The sequence below is a fragment of the Streptomyces yerevanensis genome (genome assembly GCF_000716805.1).
Taxonomy (GTDB): domain Bacteria; phylum Actinomycetota; class Actinomycetes; order Streptomycetales; family Streptomycetaceae; genus Streptomyces; species Streptomyces flaveus.
On sequence record NZ_JNWJ01000026.1, the window covers coordinates 133,829 to 151,987 of the forward strand.

Consider the following 18,159-nt stretch of genomic DNA (forward strand, 5'->3'; position numbering starts at 1 on the left):
CGGCTACTCGCGTACCGTCACCGACACGGATGCCTGCGCCGGGGCGTGTGCCCTGTTGTACGCGCGGACCCAGATCTCGTGGCGACCCGGCCGGAGACGCAGGGCGGCCGTCAGCCGTCCGGTGGCCGGGTCGTAGTGGCAGGGTGTGCGTCGGCCGTCGACCTCGACATCGACGCGCGCCGCGTCCACGCCCGACAGTGCGTCGGTGATCCGGGCCTGCACACGGACCTCGGGATCGTCGACCGTGGCCCCGCCGGCCGGTGTGAGCCGGGTGATGGAGGGCGCGAGCGGGATCGGCCTGCCGCGCCTGCGGGACCTGCGCTGGATACGGGAGACGGAGGGCGGGACGGTGCGGTCGCCGTCCGCGGTGGGGATCGTCGCCTCGAAGACCAGCGGGTAGTCCACGCCCCGGCGCACTCCCTCCCCGGCGACGACCGTGAACTCCACGCTCGTACGGCCCTTGGGCGGCACGGTGATCCGATCCTGTGGCCGGGTAGGCCGTACCGTCCAGCCGCCGAAGGCGCGGCCGGTCAGCTCGACGGTCTGGGGCGTGGCGTTGAAGTTGTAGACGTCGACGGCCATCCGGGTCGTGGTGAACAGCCGGTAGCCGAGGGGCGGTTCGGCGTCGCCGTCGGCCTTGTTGGGCGCGGCGTTCGCGAGGTCGAACCGCTGGCCGAGCACGATGCGCTCGGCGACTGACAGGTTCCGGGTGGCGGGACGGGAGTCCGGGGCCTCCTCCGGCAGCACTTCCCGTATGCCTTCTTGTACGACATAGACCAGGTCCTGCGAGACCTTCACCCGCCCCTCGGGCCCGACCGCCCCCACGCGGCGGCCCATGATGTCGTACACCTCGGCCGTCACCCCGGACACCACCGGAATCTCCACTTCCGACACCGCCTCCGCCGCCGGTCCCCAGGCCACCGTGACGCGCCGTCCCGCCCCCGCCGCGAACACGTAGCACGTGTCGGACAGCCGCTCCAGGAAACGTGCCTCGCCGAGCAGCGAGGTGAGCGCGGCATGGGCGCTGTAGGCGGGCCAGGGCTGGAAGTCGCGGCTGAGCAGCCCGAAGTACACGCCCTCGTCGTGGATCGGCGGTGCACCGAACCAGAACTGCTTCTCCGTCCCTGCTGCCAGGCTCAGCACCGTGGCGCGGACGAGATAGCGGGCCTGGACGGCCTGTTGGGCCGGGGTGAGGTCCTTGCCGGGCCGTGCGTGGAGCATGACCCCGGACTCGGTCATCCACATCGGCAACCGCGCGGCACCGTAGAGACGGCGCAACTCCCTTTGCACGTCGGCCGATTCGGGGACCTCGGGTTCGTCCTGGTCGCTCGGGTCCGGGTAGCCGTGGAAGCCCCATGCGTCGGCGTAGCGGGCCACGTCGTTCTGCAGCATGAGGATCTGGAAGTGGCTGCCCGCGTCGGCGATGCCGGGCAGCACGGTGACCGTGGTGGCCGGACCCGCGTCCGCGATCCCGAGCGCCGCCGCCTTCACGAAGGCCGCGTGCTGGTCACCGGTGGAGCTGGTCGTGTCGACGTCGGGCTCGTTCGACAACTGGATCGCGTCGGGCGAGGCGGCGGCCAGCCGGGCGGCGTAGCGGTACGCGTCGCGCAGATCGGCGGCCAGCGGCAGCGAGGCCTGAGTCATCGCCCACTCCGGGGCGGTGGTCAGTACGTCGAGCGTGGCGAGCCCGTGGCGGTGGAAGGCCCGCCGGACGCCGTCGTACAACCGTGTGTCGTACGCGCCCCGGCGGGGCTCGGCCGCGGGCCAGGACATCCCGTCGCGTACGTGTCCGGCGCCCATGTCCCTCATCGCGGCGGCGAAGGCGTCGAGACGGGAGGGCGGGACGAGGGAGAAGACGTAGGTGTTGACGCCGAAGCGGTTGTCCGGGCCGGTGACAGGCCGTCGCTCGGGCAGCCGCGCGAAGCAGCCGGTGATGCCGGCGGCCGTCACCCGGTAGTGCCCCGGGGGCAGTTGGCGCAGTTGTGGGAGCGTGATCGATACCTGCGCCTGGCCGGCCGGGACGGTCGCCCGCCCTCGCGCGACCTCGTTCCCGAAGTAGTCGGTGACGGTGAAGGACAGAGTGCGGGGCCGTTGTGTACGCCCTGTCAAGAGGAAGGCCAGTTGCGGGAGTTGGGGCTCGTCGCCTCGATACGTACCCGGGTTGTGGGCCGGGTCCCCGAGGTGGATGCCGAGCGGTGCGACATGAGCCACGGGTGTCAGCGTGAACCGGTCGAGAAGCAAGCGGTAACCGGTGGAGTCGGACAGCACGGTCGGCTCGTCGACGACGAAGGTGATCGTGTTCCGGCCGCGCTCCAACTCGACGACACCCAGGGCGAGTTCCGAGAGATCGCCCCACGCGGGCGCGGATTCGTACCAGTACGGCTGCGAGCGGGCGACCGGCAGCGGGGGAGCGCCGCCCACCGCGACCTTGAAGTAGGAGCCGACCTCTTCGATGTGCGGCTGCTCGACCGGGACCGTGGCCACCGCCGTCAGCCGGTACGGCCCCTCGGCGGGGACGTCGACCTCGTATGTCGCGTACCAGCCCTGCTTCGGCGGACGCCGAGCGGTCGCCAGCGCCAGTAACGCGCCGCCCGAGGCCCGGCGGTCCCTGGCCGTCGGGATGTTGGTACGGAAGGCCGACTCGCCCTGCACGGTGATCGCCGCCTTGCGCTCCTTCGGGCCGCGTTTGACCCCCAACGAACCGAGCCCCAAGGAACCGAGCCCCAACGTCTGCACCGCCGTTCGCCTGTTCATCGCCATGCGATCCAGCGGACCACGCAGCCGGGGCCGCGGGCGTCCTGCGAACGAAGGGGCCGATCCCCGGGGCCACGTCAGGGAACGGCTCCTTCTGCGGACGGAGGGCGACCCTGAGAGGCGGGCCACACACCCTGGTGGCCCAGTGCCAGGACCGGCGGAGAGCTCTCATCGGGGAGCCCCGGAAAGTCGGCGACGGCCAGTTCCACGTTCGCCGTGCACATGTCGTGCCCGCATTCACATGCGAACGCGTACATCGTGCTCAGCGCGCCGTCCGGTGCCCAGGGGCGGGCGTCGAACTGCTGGTGCTGGGAGACGGCGGCTCTGTTGGCGTACCGCAGAAGCCGTCGGCGCTCGGCCGCCGTCGCCGCCACGGGACCTTCGGCCAGGGCCTCGGCGAACAGCGCCTCGACCTCCGCGACGGTGTCCGCCACGCTCTGACGCCCGTCGACGATCAGCTTGCGCCCGCCGTACTCCTCGACCTGCGTCTCGATCTCCCGCCGCAGCGCCTGATACAGCCGGAAGGCGCCCACGCCCGGCGCCATACCCCGCTCGACGAGTCGGTAGTGCTGGACCTCGGCAGTCGGCAGCAGCCACACCGCCCGGCCGGACGGACCCGTGACGGACGGTGTGACGGGCGTGCCCTCCGCGATCACGAGGGGCGAGCGGGGAAGTGCGCGTATGTCGTCGACGATCATCCGGCCACGCTCGTGATGAAGCGACATCGCGAGCATGCCCTCGACCGGTGCCGTCCACCGCTCGGCGCGCGGCATCCGCTCCCACGTGATCGCGGCCGTGTGCCCGGCCGCGATCGCCCGGTCCCGGTGCTCCCACGTGTGGGCGTCCGCGTTGTACCACCGCAGCCCGTGCCGCCGTGCGAGCACTCGGGCCACGGTCGACTTGCCGGCCCCGGGCGGCCCGCCCAGCCACAACACCGGAGGCGTCTCGCGCATCACGGAACCCTCCAGAGTTCTTCAGGCCAGTTCGCGCAGTGCCTCGCCGAGTATCGCGATTCCTTCGGCGATGGCGCCGGCCGGGGTGGCCGCATAGCCGAGGACGAGGCCGGGGCGTCCGGGCAGCTGACGGTGCCACGACAGTGGCTGGCACTTCACGCCGCGGGCCAGTGCGGCGGTGGCGAGCTCGGGGTCGGGGACTTCTGCCCGGTAGGTGATGGTCAGGTGCAGACCGGCCGCTGCGCCGTGCACGACCGCGCCCGGCAGGTGTTCGGCGATGGCATTGATCATCGCGTCGCGGCGCCGCCGGTGACGGCCGCGCAGCAGCCGCAGATGCCGTTCCAGGTCTCCGGAGTCCATCAGGCGGGCGAGCACCAACTGGGGCAGCACGGCGTTGCCCAGGTCGGTGAAGCGTTTTGCGTCGACCAGGGCGTCACGGTGGCGGCGCGGCGGTATCACCCAGCCGATGCGCAGCGCCGGTGCGAGCAGTTTGGACACGCTGCCCATGTAGCACACGTGGTCGGCGAGCAGCGCGCGGAGCGCGGGGACCGGCGGCCGGTCATAGCGGTGTTCCGCGTCGTAGTCGTCCTCCAGAATCAGCCCGCCGTCCTGGGCCCAGCGCTGCAGTTCGCGGCGGCGCTCGCCGCTGGTCACCACGCCGGTGGGAAATTGGTGGGCGGGCGTGAGCAGTACCGCACGAGCACCGGTGGCGCGCAGAGCCTCCACGCGCACACCGCTGTCGTCGAGGGGCACCGGTGGGGTGGCCAGGGCTCCGTTCTGCAGATGCTGGCGGGTGCCGAGTGAACCCGGGTCCTCAACTGCGACGCCGTCGATGCCGTCCGCCCGCAGTACCGGGTGCAGCAGGGTGAGCGCCTGCGCGGTACCGGCGACGACCAACACCTCGTCCGGGTCCGCCCGGATGCCGCGGCTGCGTGCCAGCCAGCCGGCGATGGCAGTGCGCAGCTGCGGGGTGCCGCGAGGGTCGCCGTAGCCGAGGTTCTCGGCGGACAGCTCGGTGAGCAGGGTTCGTTCCGCTCTCAGCCAGGCCGCTCGGGGGAACGCGGTCAGATCGGGCTGGCCGGGGGTGAAGTCGATGCGGGTACGGACGGCACGCAGCGCGTCGAAGATGTCGTTGCCCGGTTCGCCGACGAACAGCGGGCTGGGCACGGCTCTCTTGGCGGTGGCCGGGGCCGAGGGCCGTGAGGTTCCGGCCCCGGTTCCGGGACCGGGAGGTGTCATGGGTGACACAGCAATGGGAACCGCGACCACTACGGTTCCGCCACGTCGACGTCCTTCGACGTGACCGTCCTCGGTCAGTCGCCGGTATGCCTCAGCGACCACCCCACGAGACACCCGCAACTCGGCGGCGAGTACCCGGGTGGGCGGCAGGCTGCTGCCCACCGTCAGCCGGCCATCGGCCATCGCCTCGCGCAGGCGCCCGGCCAGCCAGTCCGACTTGCCACCCACGGGCGCTTCCCCAGCGTCGAGCTGCAGGAAATCCGAGCCATAGGCCGAGGGGGAGCCGCTGTTCGCCGACGTGGTCTGCGTCGCACGTACGGCGGCCGGTCCGCCCGTTTCCTGTCTCCCCTGGTTCACCAGGCCCATGGTGTCAGGCGCCACTTCGGCTCCTGCTCGCCGCCGGGGAGATTCTCAGCAGCCAGATCAACAGCCAGATCAGCAGCCAAAGACGAATTCCCGTGAGGATGAGGTGAGGACGGCGGCCGTGGGGTCGGCCGAAGGACAGTGCGTGGCCAACTCTTCGGCGACTGTCTTCAGCAGCTCCGGCACGGCCTGCGCGCCGTCGTCGTGCATGGCCTCCGCCACTACGAAGAACGTGCTGGTGTGCTCACCAACCGCGGAATGGCCGCTTTGCCGGTTGGTCCAGCGACGGGCATGGGCCCGTCCGGCGGAGTCGGCGAAGATCACCTCACCGGGTGCCGGGTGCTCGGTGGCGCCGCCGAAGGTCGTGTAGTGCTCGTCACCGCGGGCGTGGCGCACCTCGAGCAAGGGGCCGGCGATGCGGTCGGCGTCGAGGACCGCGACCGGGACCGCGTAGGCGACCGAGATCGCGTTGCACAGGTCGACCACCGGATGGATGCGCGGCAGTGTCCCCTCCTTCCGCAACCGCCGCAGCAGCGACTCCGCAGCGCACCGGTACTGAGTGGGCTTGAGCCCCATGCGGGAAAAGGCCCGCCTCCAGGCCAGTACTTCGGGGAAGGCGCTCTCAGTGGCACCGGCCAGCCGGGCCGCAGCGCGGGCGGTGTATGCCGTGGCGCGCGGGCCGACGTCGACGCCGGCACCGACTCCGGTGGCGTACAGAGCTCCAGCGGTGAGCTCGGGGTAGTCGGACCAGATGGCATCCACATGCCGAAAGTGCATGATCACGCCACCGCCAGCCGCGCGCTCAGGGCCACGAAGCAGGCTGCGAACACCTGACGGATGCCGGTCATCACCCGCGGCCGGGCCAGTACGCGGCTGCGTACGGCGGCGGCGCACATCCCGTACGCGACGAAGACGACGAAGGTGAGCCCCATGAAGACAGCACTGAGCCGGAGCATCGCGCCAAGAGAGCCGGATGCGCCGGCGGGCACGAACTGCGGCAGGAACGCGACGAAGAACATCGTGAGCTTCGGGTTGAGCAGATTGACCAGCACACCGGAGGCGATCACCCGGACCACCGGCCGCGGCTCGGCTTCCTGCGCGACCGCCAACGCTTCCTTGTCCCGCAGCATCGCCCATGCCATGAACAGCAGATAGCCGACACCGAGGTACTTCACCGTCTCGTAGGCGACCGCGCTGGTGTGCAGCAGTGCGGCGAGGCCGGTGATCGTCGCTGCCAGGTGCGGCACGATGCCGAGGGTGCAGCCGAGCGCGGCGACCACGCTCGCCCGGCGGCCATGGGACAGCCCGGCGGCGAGGGTGTACACCACTCCCGTGCCCGGGGTGACCACCACAACCAGGGTGGTCAGCAAGAACGCGATACTCAAAGGGGACCTCCGCGAAGTTCGGCGTCCCCTCACCCTGCTGCGGCCATGGTCCGACTGACAGGTCCAAAGCTGTACCCGTTCGGTGGTCCATACCCTGGATTGCATAAACGTGCAGCGAAACGTATAGTCATGCCATCAAGGAGGAGGGTTCCATGGCGGTACGTGCGGCGGTGGCCGGAGCGAGTGGGTACGCGGGCGGGGAACTGCTGCGGCTGCTCCTGGTGCACCCCGAGGTCGAGATCGGTGCTCTGACCGGCAACTCCAACGCGGGGCAGCGCCTCGGTGCGTTGCAGCCGCATCTGCTGCCGCTCGCCGACCGTGTGCTCCAGGAGACCAGCCCCGACGTCCTCGCCGGGCACGATGTCGTCTTCCTCGCTCTGCCTCATGGGCAGTCCGCTGCCGTTGCCGAGCAGCTCGGTCCGGACGTCCTCGTCGTGGACATGGGCGCCGACTTCCGGCTCAAGGACGCGGGGGACTGGGAGAAGTTCTACGGTTCCGCGCACGCCGGGACCTGGCCCTACGGGCTCCCCGAACTGCCGGGTGGCCGCGCCGCGCTGGAGGGGTCCAAGCGCATCGCGGTACCCGGCTGCTACCCGACCGCCGCCTCGCTCGCGCTCGTTCCCGCGTACGCGGCAGGGCTCGCCGAACCCGAGGCCGTGATCGTCGCCGCCTCCGGGACCTCCGGCGCGGGCAAGGCGCCCAAGCCGCATCTGCTGGGCAGCGAAGTCATGGGCTCCATGTCGCCGTACGGCGTCGGCGGCGTCCACCGGCACACCCCCGAGATGATCCAGAACCTCGGCGCGGCAGCCGGCGAGCCCGTCACCGTCTCCTTCACACCGACCCTCGCCCCGATGCCGCGCGGCATTCTCGCCACGTGCACCGCCAAGGCCCGCCGCGGCGTCACCGCCGAGTCCGTGCGCGCCGCGTACGAGAAGGCGTACGGCGACGAGCCCTTCGTACATCTGCTGCCGGAAGGGCAGTGGCCGGCGACCGCGTCCGTCTACGGTTCCAACGCCGTTCAGATCCAGGTCGCGTACGACGCCGCCGCGCACCGCATCATCGCGATCAGCGCCATCGACAACCTCACCAAAGGCACCGCGGGCGGCGCGGTGCAGAGCATGAACATCGCCCTCGGGCTGCCCGAGGAGCTTGGGCTTTCCACGATCGGAGTCGCACCGTGAGCGTCACCGCTGCCAAGGGCTTCACCGCCTCCGGCATCGCAGCAGGCATCAAAGAGAACGGCAACCCGGACCTGGCCCTCGTGGTCAACAACGGGCCCCGTCTGGCCGCCGCGGGCGTCTTCACCTCCAACCGTGTGAAGGCCGCGCCGGTGCTGTGGTCCGAGCAGGTCCTCAAGGGCGGCCTCGTCTCCGCCGTGATCCTCAACTCCGGTGGCGCCAACGCCTGTACGGGACCCAAGGGCTTCCAGGACACACACGCCACCGCCGAGAAGGTCGCCGAGGTTCTGGGGCACAACGCCGGGGAGGTCGCCGTCGCCTCCACCGGGCTCATCGGACTGCTGCTCCCGATGGATAAGCTGCTGCCGGGAGTTGAACTGGCCGCCGCCCAACTCACCGAGCACGGCGGCGAGAAGGCCGCCATCGCCATCAAGACCACCGACACCGTGCACAAGACGGCTGTCGCCGGAGGAAACGGCTGGACCGTCGGCGGCATGGCCAAGGGCGCGGGCATGCTCGCCCCCGGCCTCGCCACCATGCTCGTCGTCCTCACCACGGACGCCGACGTCGAGAGCGACGTACTGGACAAGGCCCTGCGGGCGGCCACGAAGGTCACCTTCGACCGCGTCGACTCCGACGGCTGCATGTCCACCAACGACACCGTCCTGCTGCTCGCCTCCGGCGCCTCCCGAGTCACCCCGGAATACGCCGAGTTCGCCGAGGCCGTACGCGCGGTCTGCGACGACCTCGGGCAGCAGCTCATCCGGGACGCCGAGGGCGCCAGCAAGGACATCAAGGTCGAGGTGATCAACGCGGCGAGCGAGGACGACGCCGTCGAGGTGGGCCGCTCCATCGCCCGCAACAACCTCCTCAAGTGCGCGATCCACGGCGAGGACCCCAACTGGGGCCGCGTCCTGTCCGCCATCGGTACGACCCAAGCAGCCTTCGAGCCCGACCGGTTGAACGTCGCCATCAACGGCGTATGGGTCTGCAAGAACGGCGGAGTCGGCGAAGATCGCGGCAAGGTCGACATGCGCTACCGCGAGGTCCACATCGTCGCGGACCTCGCAGCCGGCGACGAGACCGCCACGATCTGGACCAACGACCTCACCGCGGACTACGTCCACGAGAACAGCGCATACTCGTCATGAGCAATGCGACGCGGAAGCACACCGCACTGCCCAAGGCGCAGATCCTCATCGAGGCGCTGCCCTGGCTCACCCGGCACAACGGCAAGACGGTAGTCATCAAGTTCGGCGGCAACGCCATGGTGAACGAGGAGCTGAAGGCCGCCTTCGCGCAGGACGTCGTCTTCCTGCGGCAAGCCGGCCTCAAGCCCGTCGTCGTGCACGGCGGCGGCCCGCAGATCAACGCGCAGCTCGATCTGCACGGGCTGGAGAGCGAGTTCAAGGCGGGGCTCAGAGTCACCACCCCGGAGGCCATGGACGTCGTACGCATGGTCCTGGCCGGACAGGTCCAGCGCGAGATCGTCGGGCTGCTCAACCAGCACGGACCGCTCGCCATAGGGCTCACCGGCGAGGACGCGCACACCATCACCGCCACTCAGCACCGGCCCGAGATCGACGGCGAGCTCGTCGACATCGGGCGGGTGGGCGAGATCACCGCAATCGACACAGGCGCGATCGAGGCACTGCTCGAGGACGGCCGGATCCCGGTCATCTCCTCGATCGCCCGTTCCCAGGACGACGGACATGTCTACAACGTCAATGCTGATACGGCGGCTGCGGCACTCGCTGCGGCACTTGGCGCCGAAACCCTCATGGTCCTCACGGACGTCGAGGGACTCTACGAGGACTGGCCGAACTCCGACGAGGTGATCAGCCGGCTCACCGCGAAGCAGCTGGAGAAGCTGCTGCCCGAGCTGGCCAGCGGCATGGTGCCGAAGATGGAGGGCTGTCTGCACGCCGTCCGCAACGGTGTGAACACCGCCCGTGTGATCGACGGGCGTGTCCAGCACTCGATCCTGCTGGAGATCTTCACCGACGAGGGCATCGGCACGATGGTCGTGCCGGACGCAGAGAACGACGTAGCGAACGACGCAGTGGGGGAGTCATGACCAACCAGGAGCTGACCACGCGCTGGCAGGGCGCGCTCATGGACAACTACGGCACCCCACGGCTACCCCTTGTCCGCGGCGAGGGCACGAAGCTCTGGGACGCCGACGGCAAGGAGTACCTCGACTTCGTCGGCGGGATCGCGGTGAACGCCCTCGGCCACGCCCATCCCGCGATCGTCGAGGCCGTCAGCAAGCAGATCGCCTCCCTCGGCCATGTCTCCAACCTCTTCGTCGCCGAGCCGCCCGTCGCGCTCGCCGAACGGCTGCTCCAGCTCTTCGGGCGTGACGGCCGCGTCTACTTCTGTAATTCCGGTGCGGAGGCCAATGAGGGCGCCTTCAAGATCGGGCGGCTGACCGGGCGTTCACACATGGTCGCCACGCAGGGCGGCTTCCACGGCCGGACCATGGGCGCACTCGCGCTCACCGGGCAGCCGGGCAAGCAGGAGCCGTTCCTGCCGCTGCCGGGTGACGTCACGCATGTCCCGTACGGCGACGCGAAGGCGCTGGCCGCCGCCGTCACCGAGGACACGGCACTCGTGATCGTCGAGCCGGTGCAGGGTGAGAACGGCGTGGTCGTACCGCCCGCTGGCTATCTCAAGGCGGTCCGCGCCATCACCGCCGCCACCGGCACCCTCCTCGTCCTCGACGAGGTGCAGACGGGCGTCGGTCGGACCGGGCACTGGTTCGAGTACCAGGCCCACGAGGGCGTCCTGCCGGACATCGTCACCCTCGCCAAGGGCCTCGGCGGCGGACTGCCCCTTGGCGCGACCGTCGCCTTCGGCCGCGCCGCCCAGCTGCTGAAGCCCGGTCACCACGGCACGACCTTCGGCGGGAACCCGGTCGCCTGCGCCGCCGGGCTCGCCGTCCTCGACACCATCGAGGCCGAGGGCCTGCTGGAGAACGTGAAGCGGACGAGCGAGAAGCTGCGCGGCGGGGTGGAGGCACTGGGCCACCCAATGATCGACTATGTCCGTGGCTCGGGCCTGCTCCTGGGTATCGTGCTCACCGAGCCGCTCGCGCCCCAGGTGCAGCAGGCGGCTCAGGACGCCGGCCTACTGGTGAACGCGCCCGCCCCCGATGTCGTACGGCTGATGCCGCCGCTGAATCTCGGCGATGACGAAGTGGACGCGCTGCTCCAGGCCCTTCCCGGTGTCCTGGACGCGGTAGCCAACGGGGACGGACGAGCCAAAGAATGAGACGACGACGATGAGTCAGGCGCAGGATCACGAGCACGCCGGGCCTGCCGTGCCGCAGACCCGCACCGCACGCCACCGCCGGATCGTGGACATCCTCAACCGGCAACCGGTGCGCTCCCAGAGCCAGTTGGCGAAGCTCCTCGCCGACGACGGGCTGACCGTCACACAGGCGACGCTCTCCCGGGACCTGGACGAGCTGAACGCGGTGAAGATCCGCAACAACGACGGCGACCTCATCTACGCGGTACCGAGCGAGGGCGGCTTCCGCACCCCGCGCGCACCGCTGGGCGAGTCGGCGAAGGAGGAGCGGATGCGGCGCCTGTCCGCGGAGCTGCTGATCTCCGCGGAGGCGTCCGCCAATCTCGTGGTCCTGCGTACGCCGCCGGGTGCCGCACAGTTCCTCGCCTCGGCCATCGACCAGGCCGAACTGCACGACATCCTCGGCACGATCGCGGGCGATGACACGCTGCTGCTGATCAGCCGTGATCCGTCGGGCGGTCAGGCGCTGGCGGACCATCTGCTGCGGCTTGCCCAGAACAATCACTGAGCCGCGCCTCGTATGGGGCGCGCCCGTGCCCCATAGGGGCGCGGGGCTGTATCGATTTGCGGCTCAGCCGCGATGGGGGTTCCCCCGCTCTGGGGCCCTCAGGCCCTTAAGGCACTGGGGGAGCAGCCGAGAGTGGGGGAGCGACCTGCCACCGACGGCCCGCAGATGTCGTACCGCACTTGCCCTCGCGGCGCCCTTACCCGAGCCGGGCGGCCAGCCCACCCGTACAACGGACTTCGTCGCCCGCCGTGATGAGCAGCGCCTCGACGTCCGGCAGGGACTCCAGCCAGCTGAGGGCGTGCCGGGCGCCCATCGCGAAGGCCGCCGTCGCCCAGGCGTCCGCCCAGGTGAGCCGAGGGCTCACCACGGTCACGGCCACCAGGTCGGTGACCGCGGACTTGCCGGTGCCCGGGTCCACGATGTGGACGCCGCGCTCGGCGGAACCCGAGGTGGCGATGGCCAGTTCGTCGGCGCCCGCCGCGGAGACGACCGCCGCGAGGGAGCCGGGGCGCAGCGGGTCCGAGACACCGACCCGCCAGGGCCGCTCGGGCCCCGGCGTGCCGAGCAACTGCACGTCGCCACCGCCGTTCACGCTGACGCCGCTCGCCCCGGCCGCCATGAGGTGCCGGGCCGCGCGCTCGACCGACCAGCCCTTCACCAGACCGGTCGGGTCGACGACGCCCGCGTACTTCGTGCTGAACCAGCCGTCGCTCAACCGCTCGGCCTCGGCGCACAGTTCGAGAACCTCGGCGACCTCCGGGTCGCAGTCGTCGACGGCCAGCTCGCCCCGGCCGAGCCGGGAGATCTGGCTGTTCTCCTTGTAGGTGCTGAACACCGCGTCCACCACGTGGAGTTGGGCGATCGCCTCCTCCAACGCGGTCTGCACGGCCGTCGCTTCGCCGCCGCGCACGTCGAACGAGACGACCGTGCCCATCACCTCCTCCGCGTGACGCACCGCGGGGAGCGCCTGCGCGGGATCCGCCACCTCAGCCACCGACCTGGTCCAAGGCGTTCTGGAGGGACTTCTTGTAGCCGGCGCTGGTGTAGGAGGCGCCGGAGACGGCATCGATGTCGGCACTGCTCGCGGCGACGGCTGCCTGGTTGAGCTTCGGGATCGAGTTGGCGCTGACCTGGTCGCTGCGTCCGCCCTTCGGCTTCTGCACCGCCTCGGCCTTGGTGATCTTGCCGCCGTTGTAGGTGATACGGACCTGGACGGGGCCGTACTCGGTCTCGGCCACGCTGCCGGTCACGACGCGCGCGTCGGCTGCCACGTCGGCGGACCCGCCACCGCCGCCGGCATTGTCAGAGCCCGCGGACCCGCTACCGCTATCGCTACCGCCACTGCCACTGCCTGCACCGGCCTGGCCGGATCCGGCAGCAGACCCGCCACCGGACTTGGGAGCCTTGTCGATGGCCGACTGGAGGGACTTCTTGTAGCCGGCGCTGGTGTAGGTGGCGCCGGAGACGGCGTCGATGTCGGCGCTGCCCGCGGCGACGGCCGCCTGGTTGAGCTTGGGCACGGAGTTGGCGCTGATCTGGTCGCTGCGCCCACCGGTCGGCTTCTGTACGGCCTCGGCCTTGGTGATCTTGCCGCCGGCCATGGTGACGCGGACCTGGACAGGGCCGTACTCGGTCGTGGCCACGTCTCCGGTGACCGTCTGGGCCTGGGCCGAGCCGGACGAGGAGCCGCCACCACCCGACTGCGCGGCCTTGTCGATGGCGGACTGGAGGGACTTCTTGTAGCCGGCGCTGGTGTACGTGGCGCCGGAGACGGCGTCGATGTCGGCGCTGCCCGCGGCGACGGCCGCCTGGTTGAGCTTGGGGATCGCGTCGGCGCTGATCTGGTCGCTGCGCCCGCCCTTGGGCTGCTGCACCGCCTCGGCCTTGGTGATCTTGCCGCCGGCCATGGTGAGGCGGACCTGGACGGGACCGTACTCGGTCGTGGCCGCGTCTCCGGTGACCGCGCCGTCCTGGACGGCCGACTGCTGCGCTCCGCCCTGTGGTGACGCTCCGCCGTCCTGCGCGGATGCGGACGATGACGGGTCCGACGCCGGCTTCAGCGACAGAACCAGCACGATCCCGGACACGGTGGCGGCGGTTGCGAGCATGACACGCCGGATGGGGTGACTCTTCTTCATCGCTCCTGACTCCCGTCGCTCACATCTCGAACGACTCGTGATGGATGCGGCGGGCCGGTACGCCCGCGCCGCGGAGTGCTTCGTAGACCTGCTGTGCGAAGCCGGGAGGCCCGCACAGGAAAACGTCATGGCTGTCGACGTCCGGCAGCTTTCTGCGCAGGGTCTCCGCCGAGATGTCGGGGCGCTCCCCGTCCGGGCTGTTGACCGCGTACATGAGCCGGGCGCCGCGCTCGTCGGCGATGGCGGCCAGCTCGTCCCACAGAGCCAGGTCCTGGGTGCTGTTGGCCCGGTACAGCAGCGTCAGATCGCCGGGCGAGCCGGGCAGCGTCTCGAACAGCGCCCGCATCGGGGTGATGCCGACACCGCCCGCGATCAGCAGCACCTTGCCGCTCCTGCGCCGGGAGGCGGTCATCGCGCCGTACGGGCCCTCGGCCCAGACGCGGGTACCGGGCTCCAGCTCGCGCAGCCTGGAGGTGTGGTCGCCGATCGCCTTCACCGTGATGCGCAGCATGTTGGGGCGGGGCGCCGCCGACAGGGAGTACGGGTGCGAGCTGAAGCGCATGCCCGGCGCCATGAACCGCCACCGGAAGAACTGTCCGGCCTCGGCGCCGATGCGGTGCAGCCGCCGCCCCGAGATCAGCACCGAGACGACCCCGGGTGCCTCCTCGACGACGTCCGCGACCCGCATACGGTGCCGCATGTTCAGCCGGATCGGCACGAGCACCCGGTACCAGAGCGCCAGCGCGGTCACGGTCCCGTACAGCGCGTACCAGGCTGTGGTCGCGGCGGGCTGGACGGCGAAGTCGTTGCCCGTGGACAGCTGGTGCCAGAACGACAGGTACACGGCCGCGTACGTGAGCAGATGGATGTGGTACCAGGTGTCGTACGGGATCCTGCGCCGGATCCCGCCGATGGAGATCAGGCCGATGAACAGCAGCAGACTCGTGCCGATCGCCGCCTTGCCCATGTCCGGCAGCGTGTTCACCGAGTCGATGGTCTGCTGGACGATCCCGGAGAACCCGAGGCCGGCCTGCAGCGCGTAGCCGTACATGGTCAGGATGAGGTGCGCGAGGACCAGGCAGAGCGTGTAGCGGCCGCTCATCGCGTGCCAGCGCGCCACGCGGTCCGAGCCGACGCGGCGCTCCAGCGCGGGCACCCGGGCCATCTGCAACACCACGAGAGCCATCAGGTAACCGGCCAGCAGGCCGGTGATCCGGCCGGCGTTGAGTATCCGGTCCGTGTTGTTGGCGATGGCCGGAGTGTTGCTCCACCACAGCCAGACCACCCCCACCGCACCCGCCCAGACAGCGAGCAGCAGCGGGACTGCGGGGTTGCGGCGAGGGCGGATGCGGCGCAACGTCTGGCGCCGCGCAGCGCGACCGCCGGCGATCGTACTCACGGTTCCTCCGTGGGACTGGCGAGAGGGGGAGTGGCCCTTGGCCCAGTGGTACGTCCCGGGACGGCAGCTTGTTCAATGCACCAGGGAGTAAGGGGTGAACTGCTGCGACTCGCGGTAACCCGGCGGCGGCGCGAAGGGCTGAGCGATCTCGGCAACCGACCTCGGCAATCGACAGCGATCGACCTCAGTAGCGGACGATCGAGGTCGGACCGCTCTCCGTCCCGATCGCGATGTGCGGCCTGCGCGCCGGATCCGCCCAGTCCAGGATCCGCCGCATCGCGTCCCGCGGCACGGACACACAACCGGCCGTCGCCCCACGCCCGTTGACATGAAGGAAGATCCCGGCGCCCCGCCCGGGCACGGGCCGCTCGTAGTTGAAGCTGATGACGAGCGCGTACGCGTACTGCGTTCCGTACGAGATCAGGTGCTCGGACTCGGCGGCCCGGCAGTCGGCCGGGCGCGGCTCGGTCCAGCGGTTGTAGGAGCGCGAGTCGTTGTCCTGGCACCACCAGGAGTTCTGGCGCACGCGGCGGTACGGGGCTTTGGTCCCACCGGGCGCGGCCTTGATCCCGAACGCGTACGGAAGGTCGTAGAGCCCGGTGGGTGTCGTGTTCGTCCCCTGTCGGCGCGAGCCGCCCTCGACCAGCCCCTTGGCGCCGAAGCGCGCGGCGGACGAACCGGTCTTCACCCAGCGCCCGTCGCGCCGGTCCCACCAGGTGAGGGTCCCGGTCGTCGAAGACGTGCGCGAGGCCTGCGCGGTGATGAGCTGGGTGCCGCCGCCGGTGTCCGCCATCCGCTCGGGAAGGGGAGGCGGGCCGCTCGGAGCCAGGGTGAGGAGGGACGCTGACACGAGGAAGGCGGCGGCTCCGAGACGCATGAATCGGACGCTACGGGGAGGCAGCGGCAGGAGCAGCCCGGGTGGGCCGTACAGGCGCCGTCCGTTGGTGTACTCGCCGGTGTTCCCGTGGGCTCCGAGCGGCCTGCCAGGCCCGCCCGGAACCCACGGTGTCCACGGGGTCCGCGCTCACAGACCCGGCGGGGGACCCAGCGGGTTGAGAAGTTCGGCCTTGCCCTCGAACGCGTAGAGCAGCAGATCGCTCATCCGGAAGGTGCTCTGGTCCACAGCGAGGGTGGGACGCCACTCGGGATCACGGACGATGGAGTGCTTGCTGCCCTCCATGGCCCGGTGGAAGACCTCGGCGACGATACGGCCGCCGACCCCGGTCAGCCGGCCGCCGCCCTTCACCTCGGCCTCCCTGAGGATGTAGAACCACAAGGGAGTTTTGGTCCTGACCAACTCCCGTTCCTCCGGGCTCAGTTCCGCCAGCGACGCACCGCCGCTGCCGTGCTCGATCTCGTCCTCGGTGAGCCGCTCGTCCTCGTCGAGCTTGAAGAACTCCGCCATCTCCTGGCCGGTCGCGAGCTTGAGCATGTTGGCCCGGGTGAGGTTCCGGAAGGCGAGATTCCGCTCGATCTCCGGGACCGTGGCCCCCCGGGCGCCGAACGACCCGAGCGGGAGCTGCTTGAGCACGTCGACCAGCAGGGTGTCGATCCGCTTCGCCAGGTTGAACTGGTCCGCGGTCCGCATGAGCTCCTTACGGCCGGTCTCGCTGAAGTCGAAGAGCCGGGGGAGATCGGCGACCCAGTTGGTCGGCAGACGCTCCGCGGTGCCCGCGTCCGGGTTGTCGTCCTGACTGGGCGGGCCCGGCAGAAAATTGCCGCTGGTCGCGGAGAAGACGAAGAGCAGCCGCAGCGTCGCGGGAACGATGACGCCGGGGCCTTGCCCGCTGTTGAACACCCGGTTCCACTCGTACTCGGCGCGGACCATGCTGTGGCCCAGGCGGAAGGCCGCCACCGAGAACTCGATGGGCATGGTGGGCGCGTCGCCGGGCTGAAGGGTTCGGTACGTGTCGTCTTCGACAGCGCCGTCGTCGTACTTGATCTCGGGCGCCACATCGAAGTACCTGCGACCGTGGGTGAAGACGTCGTCCACGATCTGGTCGTCGACGATCTGGATCAGGTAGTCCGTGCGCAGCATCCACTGGTAGTGCTTGACGACCAGTTCGCGCGCGGTGTCGAAGAGCACCGCGCTGTCCGTCCCCTTCGCGGCCAGGTCGCTGACGACCTTGTTGTGGAAGCGGATGAAGGCGCAGTGGATCTGGGCGACGGCGAGGTTCTCGTCGTTGCGGGGATCGGGGATCAGCGCCGCCCGCCGTTCCCCGATCGACGAGCCGATGCCGACCCGTGGCAGGTCGAACCCGTCCAGTTCCTGCTGCGGGACGTCGTTGACACCGTCCGCTCCTCCCACCGGCTGGGTCCTGCCTGTACGCAACCGGATTCCGTCGGGCCCGTAGAACTTCCGGTCCTGCGGCTTCTGCGGCCCTCGCCCGTACAGGCTGTCGAGGTCCAGGGCGGGAGAGCGGCCCTGGATGAGTTCCTCCACGGTGACGTCCTGCTCCAGGTCCCGGATGGTGGCGTCGAGCGTCAGATCGTGGTCGACGAACTGCCCCAGGTAGGTGAATCCCGCCGGAATGGCGGGGCGGGAGGAGTCCGGCGACTCTCCGGCCGGGCCGGCGGGGTCGGGCGTCATCGCCTTGGCGAGCGCCTCGCGCAGTGCCCTGCTCGTCACCGTGGTCCCGGGCACGGGGCTCAGACGGGAGAAGCGGAACTTGCGCAGCGAGGCGATGGTCGACGGCGTCGACGGTTCGATCGGGGTGTCGCTGCTCGTGCCCGGATCGTTGAAGATGCCCTCGCCGAGGACGTAGTAGGAGCTGCGGATATGGCGTTTGCTCTGAGGTTCGCGTGCGGGTCGGAACATGGATCCCCCATCTGTTCCTGATGTCGTGCTGTCCCTGTGTTCCTTGTGGGCTCAAGCCCCGGGTCCGGACACTGTGCGACTTCTCCGGACGTCCCCTGGCAGCGCCTTGGGT

The 18,159-nt window shown here is 70.2% G+C and carries 15 protein-coding genes; 5 read left to right on the top strand and 10 right to left on the bottom strand.

The window, feature by feature from the left end:
- Positions 1-3: 3 nt before the first annotated feature.
- The 5 genes from OP79_RS26345 to OP79_RS26365 form a co-directional block, all read right to left on the bottom strand.
- Positions 4-2,760: a glycoside hydrolase 5 family protein gene (locus tag OP79_RS26345; RefSeq protein ID WP_033323470.1), complete on the bottom strand. Its 2,757-nt coding sequence runs from the start codon at positions 2,758-2,760 to the stop codon at positions 4-6.
- 71 nt (positions 2,761-2,831) lie between these two features.
- Positions 2,832-3,707: an AAA family ATPase gene (locus OP79_RS26350; protein ID WP_051744933.1), complete on the bottom strand. Its 876-nt coding sequence runs from the start codon at positions 3,705-3,707 to the stop codon at positions 2,832-2,834.
- A gap of 21 nt (positions 3,708-3,728) precedes the next feature.
- A complete protein-coding gene (gene pdxR, locus OP79_RS26355; protein ID WP_078492016.1) occupies positions 3,729-5,312 on the bottom strand; it encodes a MocR-like pyridoxine biosynthesis transcription factor PdxR in 1,584 nt (527 codons plus the stop codon).
- A gap of 69 nt (positions 5,313-5,381) precedes the next feature.
- Positions 5,382-6,086 carry a B3/B4 domain-containing protein gene (locus OP79_RS26360; RefSeq protein ID WP_033323519.1) on the bottom strand — a complete coding sequence of 235 codons (705 nt, stop codon included), beginning with the start codon at positions 6,084-6,086 and terminating at the stop codon, positions 5,382-5,384.
- 2 nt (positions 6,087-6,088) lie between these two features.
- Positions 6,089-6,694: a LysE family translocator gene (locus tag OP79_RS26365; RefSeq protein ID WP_033323472.1), complete on the bottom strand. Its 606-nt coding sequence runs from the start codon at positions 6,692-6,694 to the stop codon at positions 6,089-6,091.
- A 152-nt stretch (positions 6,695-6,846) separates the two neighbouring features.
- Between OP79_RS26365 and argC the strand changes: the two genes are divergently transcribed.
- From argC to OP79_RS26390, 5 genes are read left to right on the top strand one after another with little or no spacing between them, the layout of a single operon-like run.
- On the top strand, positions 6,847-7,875 hold the full coding sequence (argC, locus tag OP79_RS26370; protein WP_033323473.1) for an N-acetyl-gamma-glutamyl-phosphate reductase: 1,029 nt from the start codon (positions 6,847-6,849) through the stop codon (positions 7,873-7,875).
- Positions 7,872-9,023, top strand: coding sequence for a bifunctional glutamate N-acetyltransferase/amino-acid acetyltransferase ArgJ (gene argJ, locus OP79_RS26375; RefSeq protein WP_033323475.1), 1,152 nt, complete (start codon positions 7,872-7,874; stop codon positions 9,021-9,023). Before argC ends, argJ begins: the two co-directional genes overlap by 4 nt.
- Entirely contained in the window at positions 9,020-9,949 is a 930-nt protein-coding gene (argB, locus tag OP79_RS26380; protein WP_033323476.1) for an acetylglutamate kinase, read from the top strand. The genes argJ and argB overlap by 4 nt, the downstream gene beginning before the upstream one ends.
- On the top strand, positions 9,946-11,145 hold the full coding sequence (locus OP79_RS26385) for an acetylornithine transaminase (RefSeq protein ID WP_033323477.1): 1,200 nt from the start codon (positions 9,946-9,948) through the stop codon (positions 11,143-11,145). The genes argB and OP79_RS26385 overlap by 4 nt, the downstream gene beginning before the upstream one ends.
- A 10-nt stretch (positions 11,146-11,155) precedes the next feature.
- On the top strand, positions 11,156-11,692 hold the full coding sequence (locus OP79_RS26390) for an arginine repressor (RefSeq protein ID WP_033323478.1): 537 nt from the start codon (positions 11,156-11,158) through the stop codon (positions 11,690-11,692).
- A 196-nt stretch (positions 11,693-11,888) separates the two neighbouring features.
- Here the strand turns inward: OP79_RS26390 and OP79_RS26395 are convergent, their stop codons facing one another.
- The 5 genes from OP79_RS26395 to OP79_RS26415 form a co-directional block, all read right to left on the bottom strand.
- A complete protein-coding gene (locus tag OP79_RS26395) occupies positions 11,889-12,626 on the bottom strand; it encodes an FAD:protein FMN transferase (RefSeq protein WP_211270868.1) in 738 nt (245 codons plus the stop codon).
- A 52-nt stretch (positions 12,627-12,678) separates the two neighbouring features.
- On the bottom strand, positions 12,679-13,830 hold the full coding sequence (locus tag OP79_RS58295) for an FMN-binding protein (protein ID WP_033323479.1): 1,152 nt from the start codon (positions 13,828-13,830) through the stop codon (positions 12,679-12,681).
- Positions 13,831-13,849: 19 nt separating this feature from the next.
- Positions 13,850-15,229, bottom strand: coding sequence for a ferredoxin reductase family protein (locus OP79_RS26405; RefSeq protein ID WP_033323481.1), 1,380 nt, complete (start codon positions 15,227-15,229; stop codon positions 13,850-13,852).
- A gap of 184 nt (positions 15,230-15,413) precedes the next feature.
- On the bottom strand, positions 15,414-16,106 hold the full coding sequence (locus OP79_RS26410) for a L,D-transpeptidase family protein (protein WP_033323483.1): 693 nt from the start codon (positions 16,104-16,106) through the stop codon (positions 15,414-15,416).
- A 147-nt stretch (positions 16,107-16,253) separates the two neighbouring features.
- Entirely contained in the window at positions 16,254-18,047 is a 1,794-nt protein-coding gene (locus OP79_RS26415; protein WP_078492017.1) for a peroxidase family protein, read from the bottom strand.
- Between the last annotated feature and the right edge of the window lie 112 nt (positions 18,048-18,159).

Coding starts and splice junctions, on each gene's coding strand:
- OP79_RS26345 (WP_033323470.1), bottom strand. CDS start 2,760: ATGGCGATGAACAGGCGAACGGCGGTGCAGACGTTGGGGCTCGGTTCC.
- OP79_RS26350 (WP_051744933.1), bottom strand. CDS start 3,707: ATGCGCGAGACGCCTCCGGTGTTGTGGCTGGGCGGGCCGCCCGGGGCC.
- pdxR (WP_078492016.1), bottom strand. CDS start 5,312: ATGGGCCTGGTGAACCAGGGGAGACAGGAAACGGGCGGACCGGCCGCC.
- OP79_RS26360 (WP_033323519.1), bottom strand. CDS start 6,086: ATGCACTTTCGGCATGTGGATGCCATCTGGTCCGACTACCCCGAGCTC.
- argC (WP_033323473.1), top strand. CDS start 6,847: ATGGCGGTACGTGCGGCGGTGGCCGGAGCGAGTGGGTACGCGGGCGGG.
- argB (WP_033323476.1), top strand. CDS start 9,020: ATGAGCAATGCGACGCGGAAGCACACCGCACTGCCCAAGGCGCAGATC.
- OP79_RS26385 (WP_033323477.1), top strand. CDS start 9,946: ATGACCAACCAGGAGCTGACCACGCGCTGGCAGGGCGCGCTCATGGAC.
- OP79_RS26390 (WP_033323478.1), top strand. CDS start 11,156: ATGAGTCAGGCGCAGGATCACGAGCACGCCGGGCCTGCCGTGCCGCAG.
- OP79_RS26395 (WP_211270868.1), bottom strand. CDS start 12,626: ATGGGCACGGTCGTCTCGTTCGACGTGCGCGGCGGCGAAGCGACGGCC.
- OP79_RS58295 (WP_033323479.1), bottom strand. CDS start 13,830: ATGAAGAAGAGTCACCCCATCCGGCGTGTCATGCTCGCAACCGCCGCC.
- OP79_RS26410 (WP_033323483.1), bottom strand. CDS start 16,106: ATGCGTCTCGGAGCCGCCGCCTTCCTCGTGTCAGCGTCCCTCCTCACC.
- OP79_RS26415 (WP_078492017.1), bottom strand. CDS start 18,047: ATGTTCCGACCCGCACGCGAACCTCAGAGCAAACGCCATATCCGCAGC.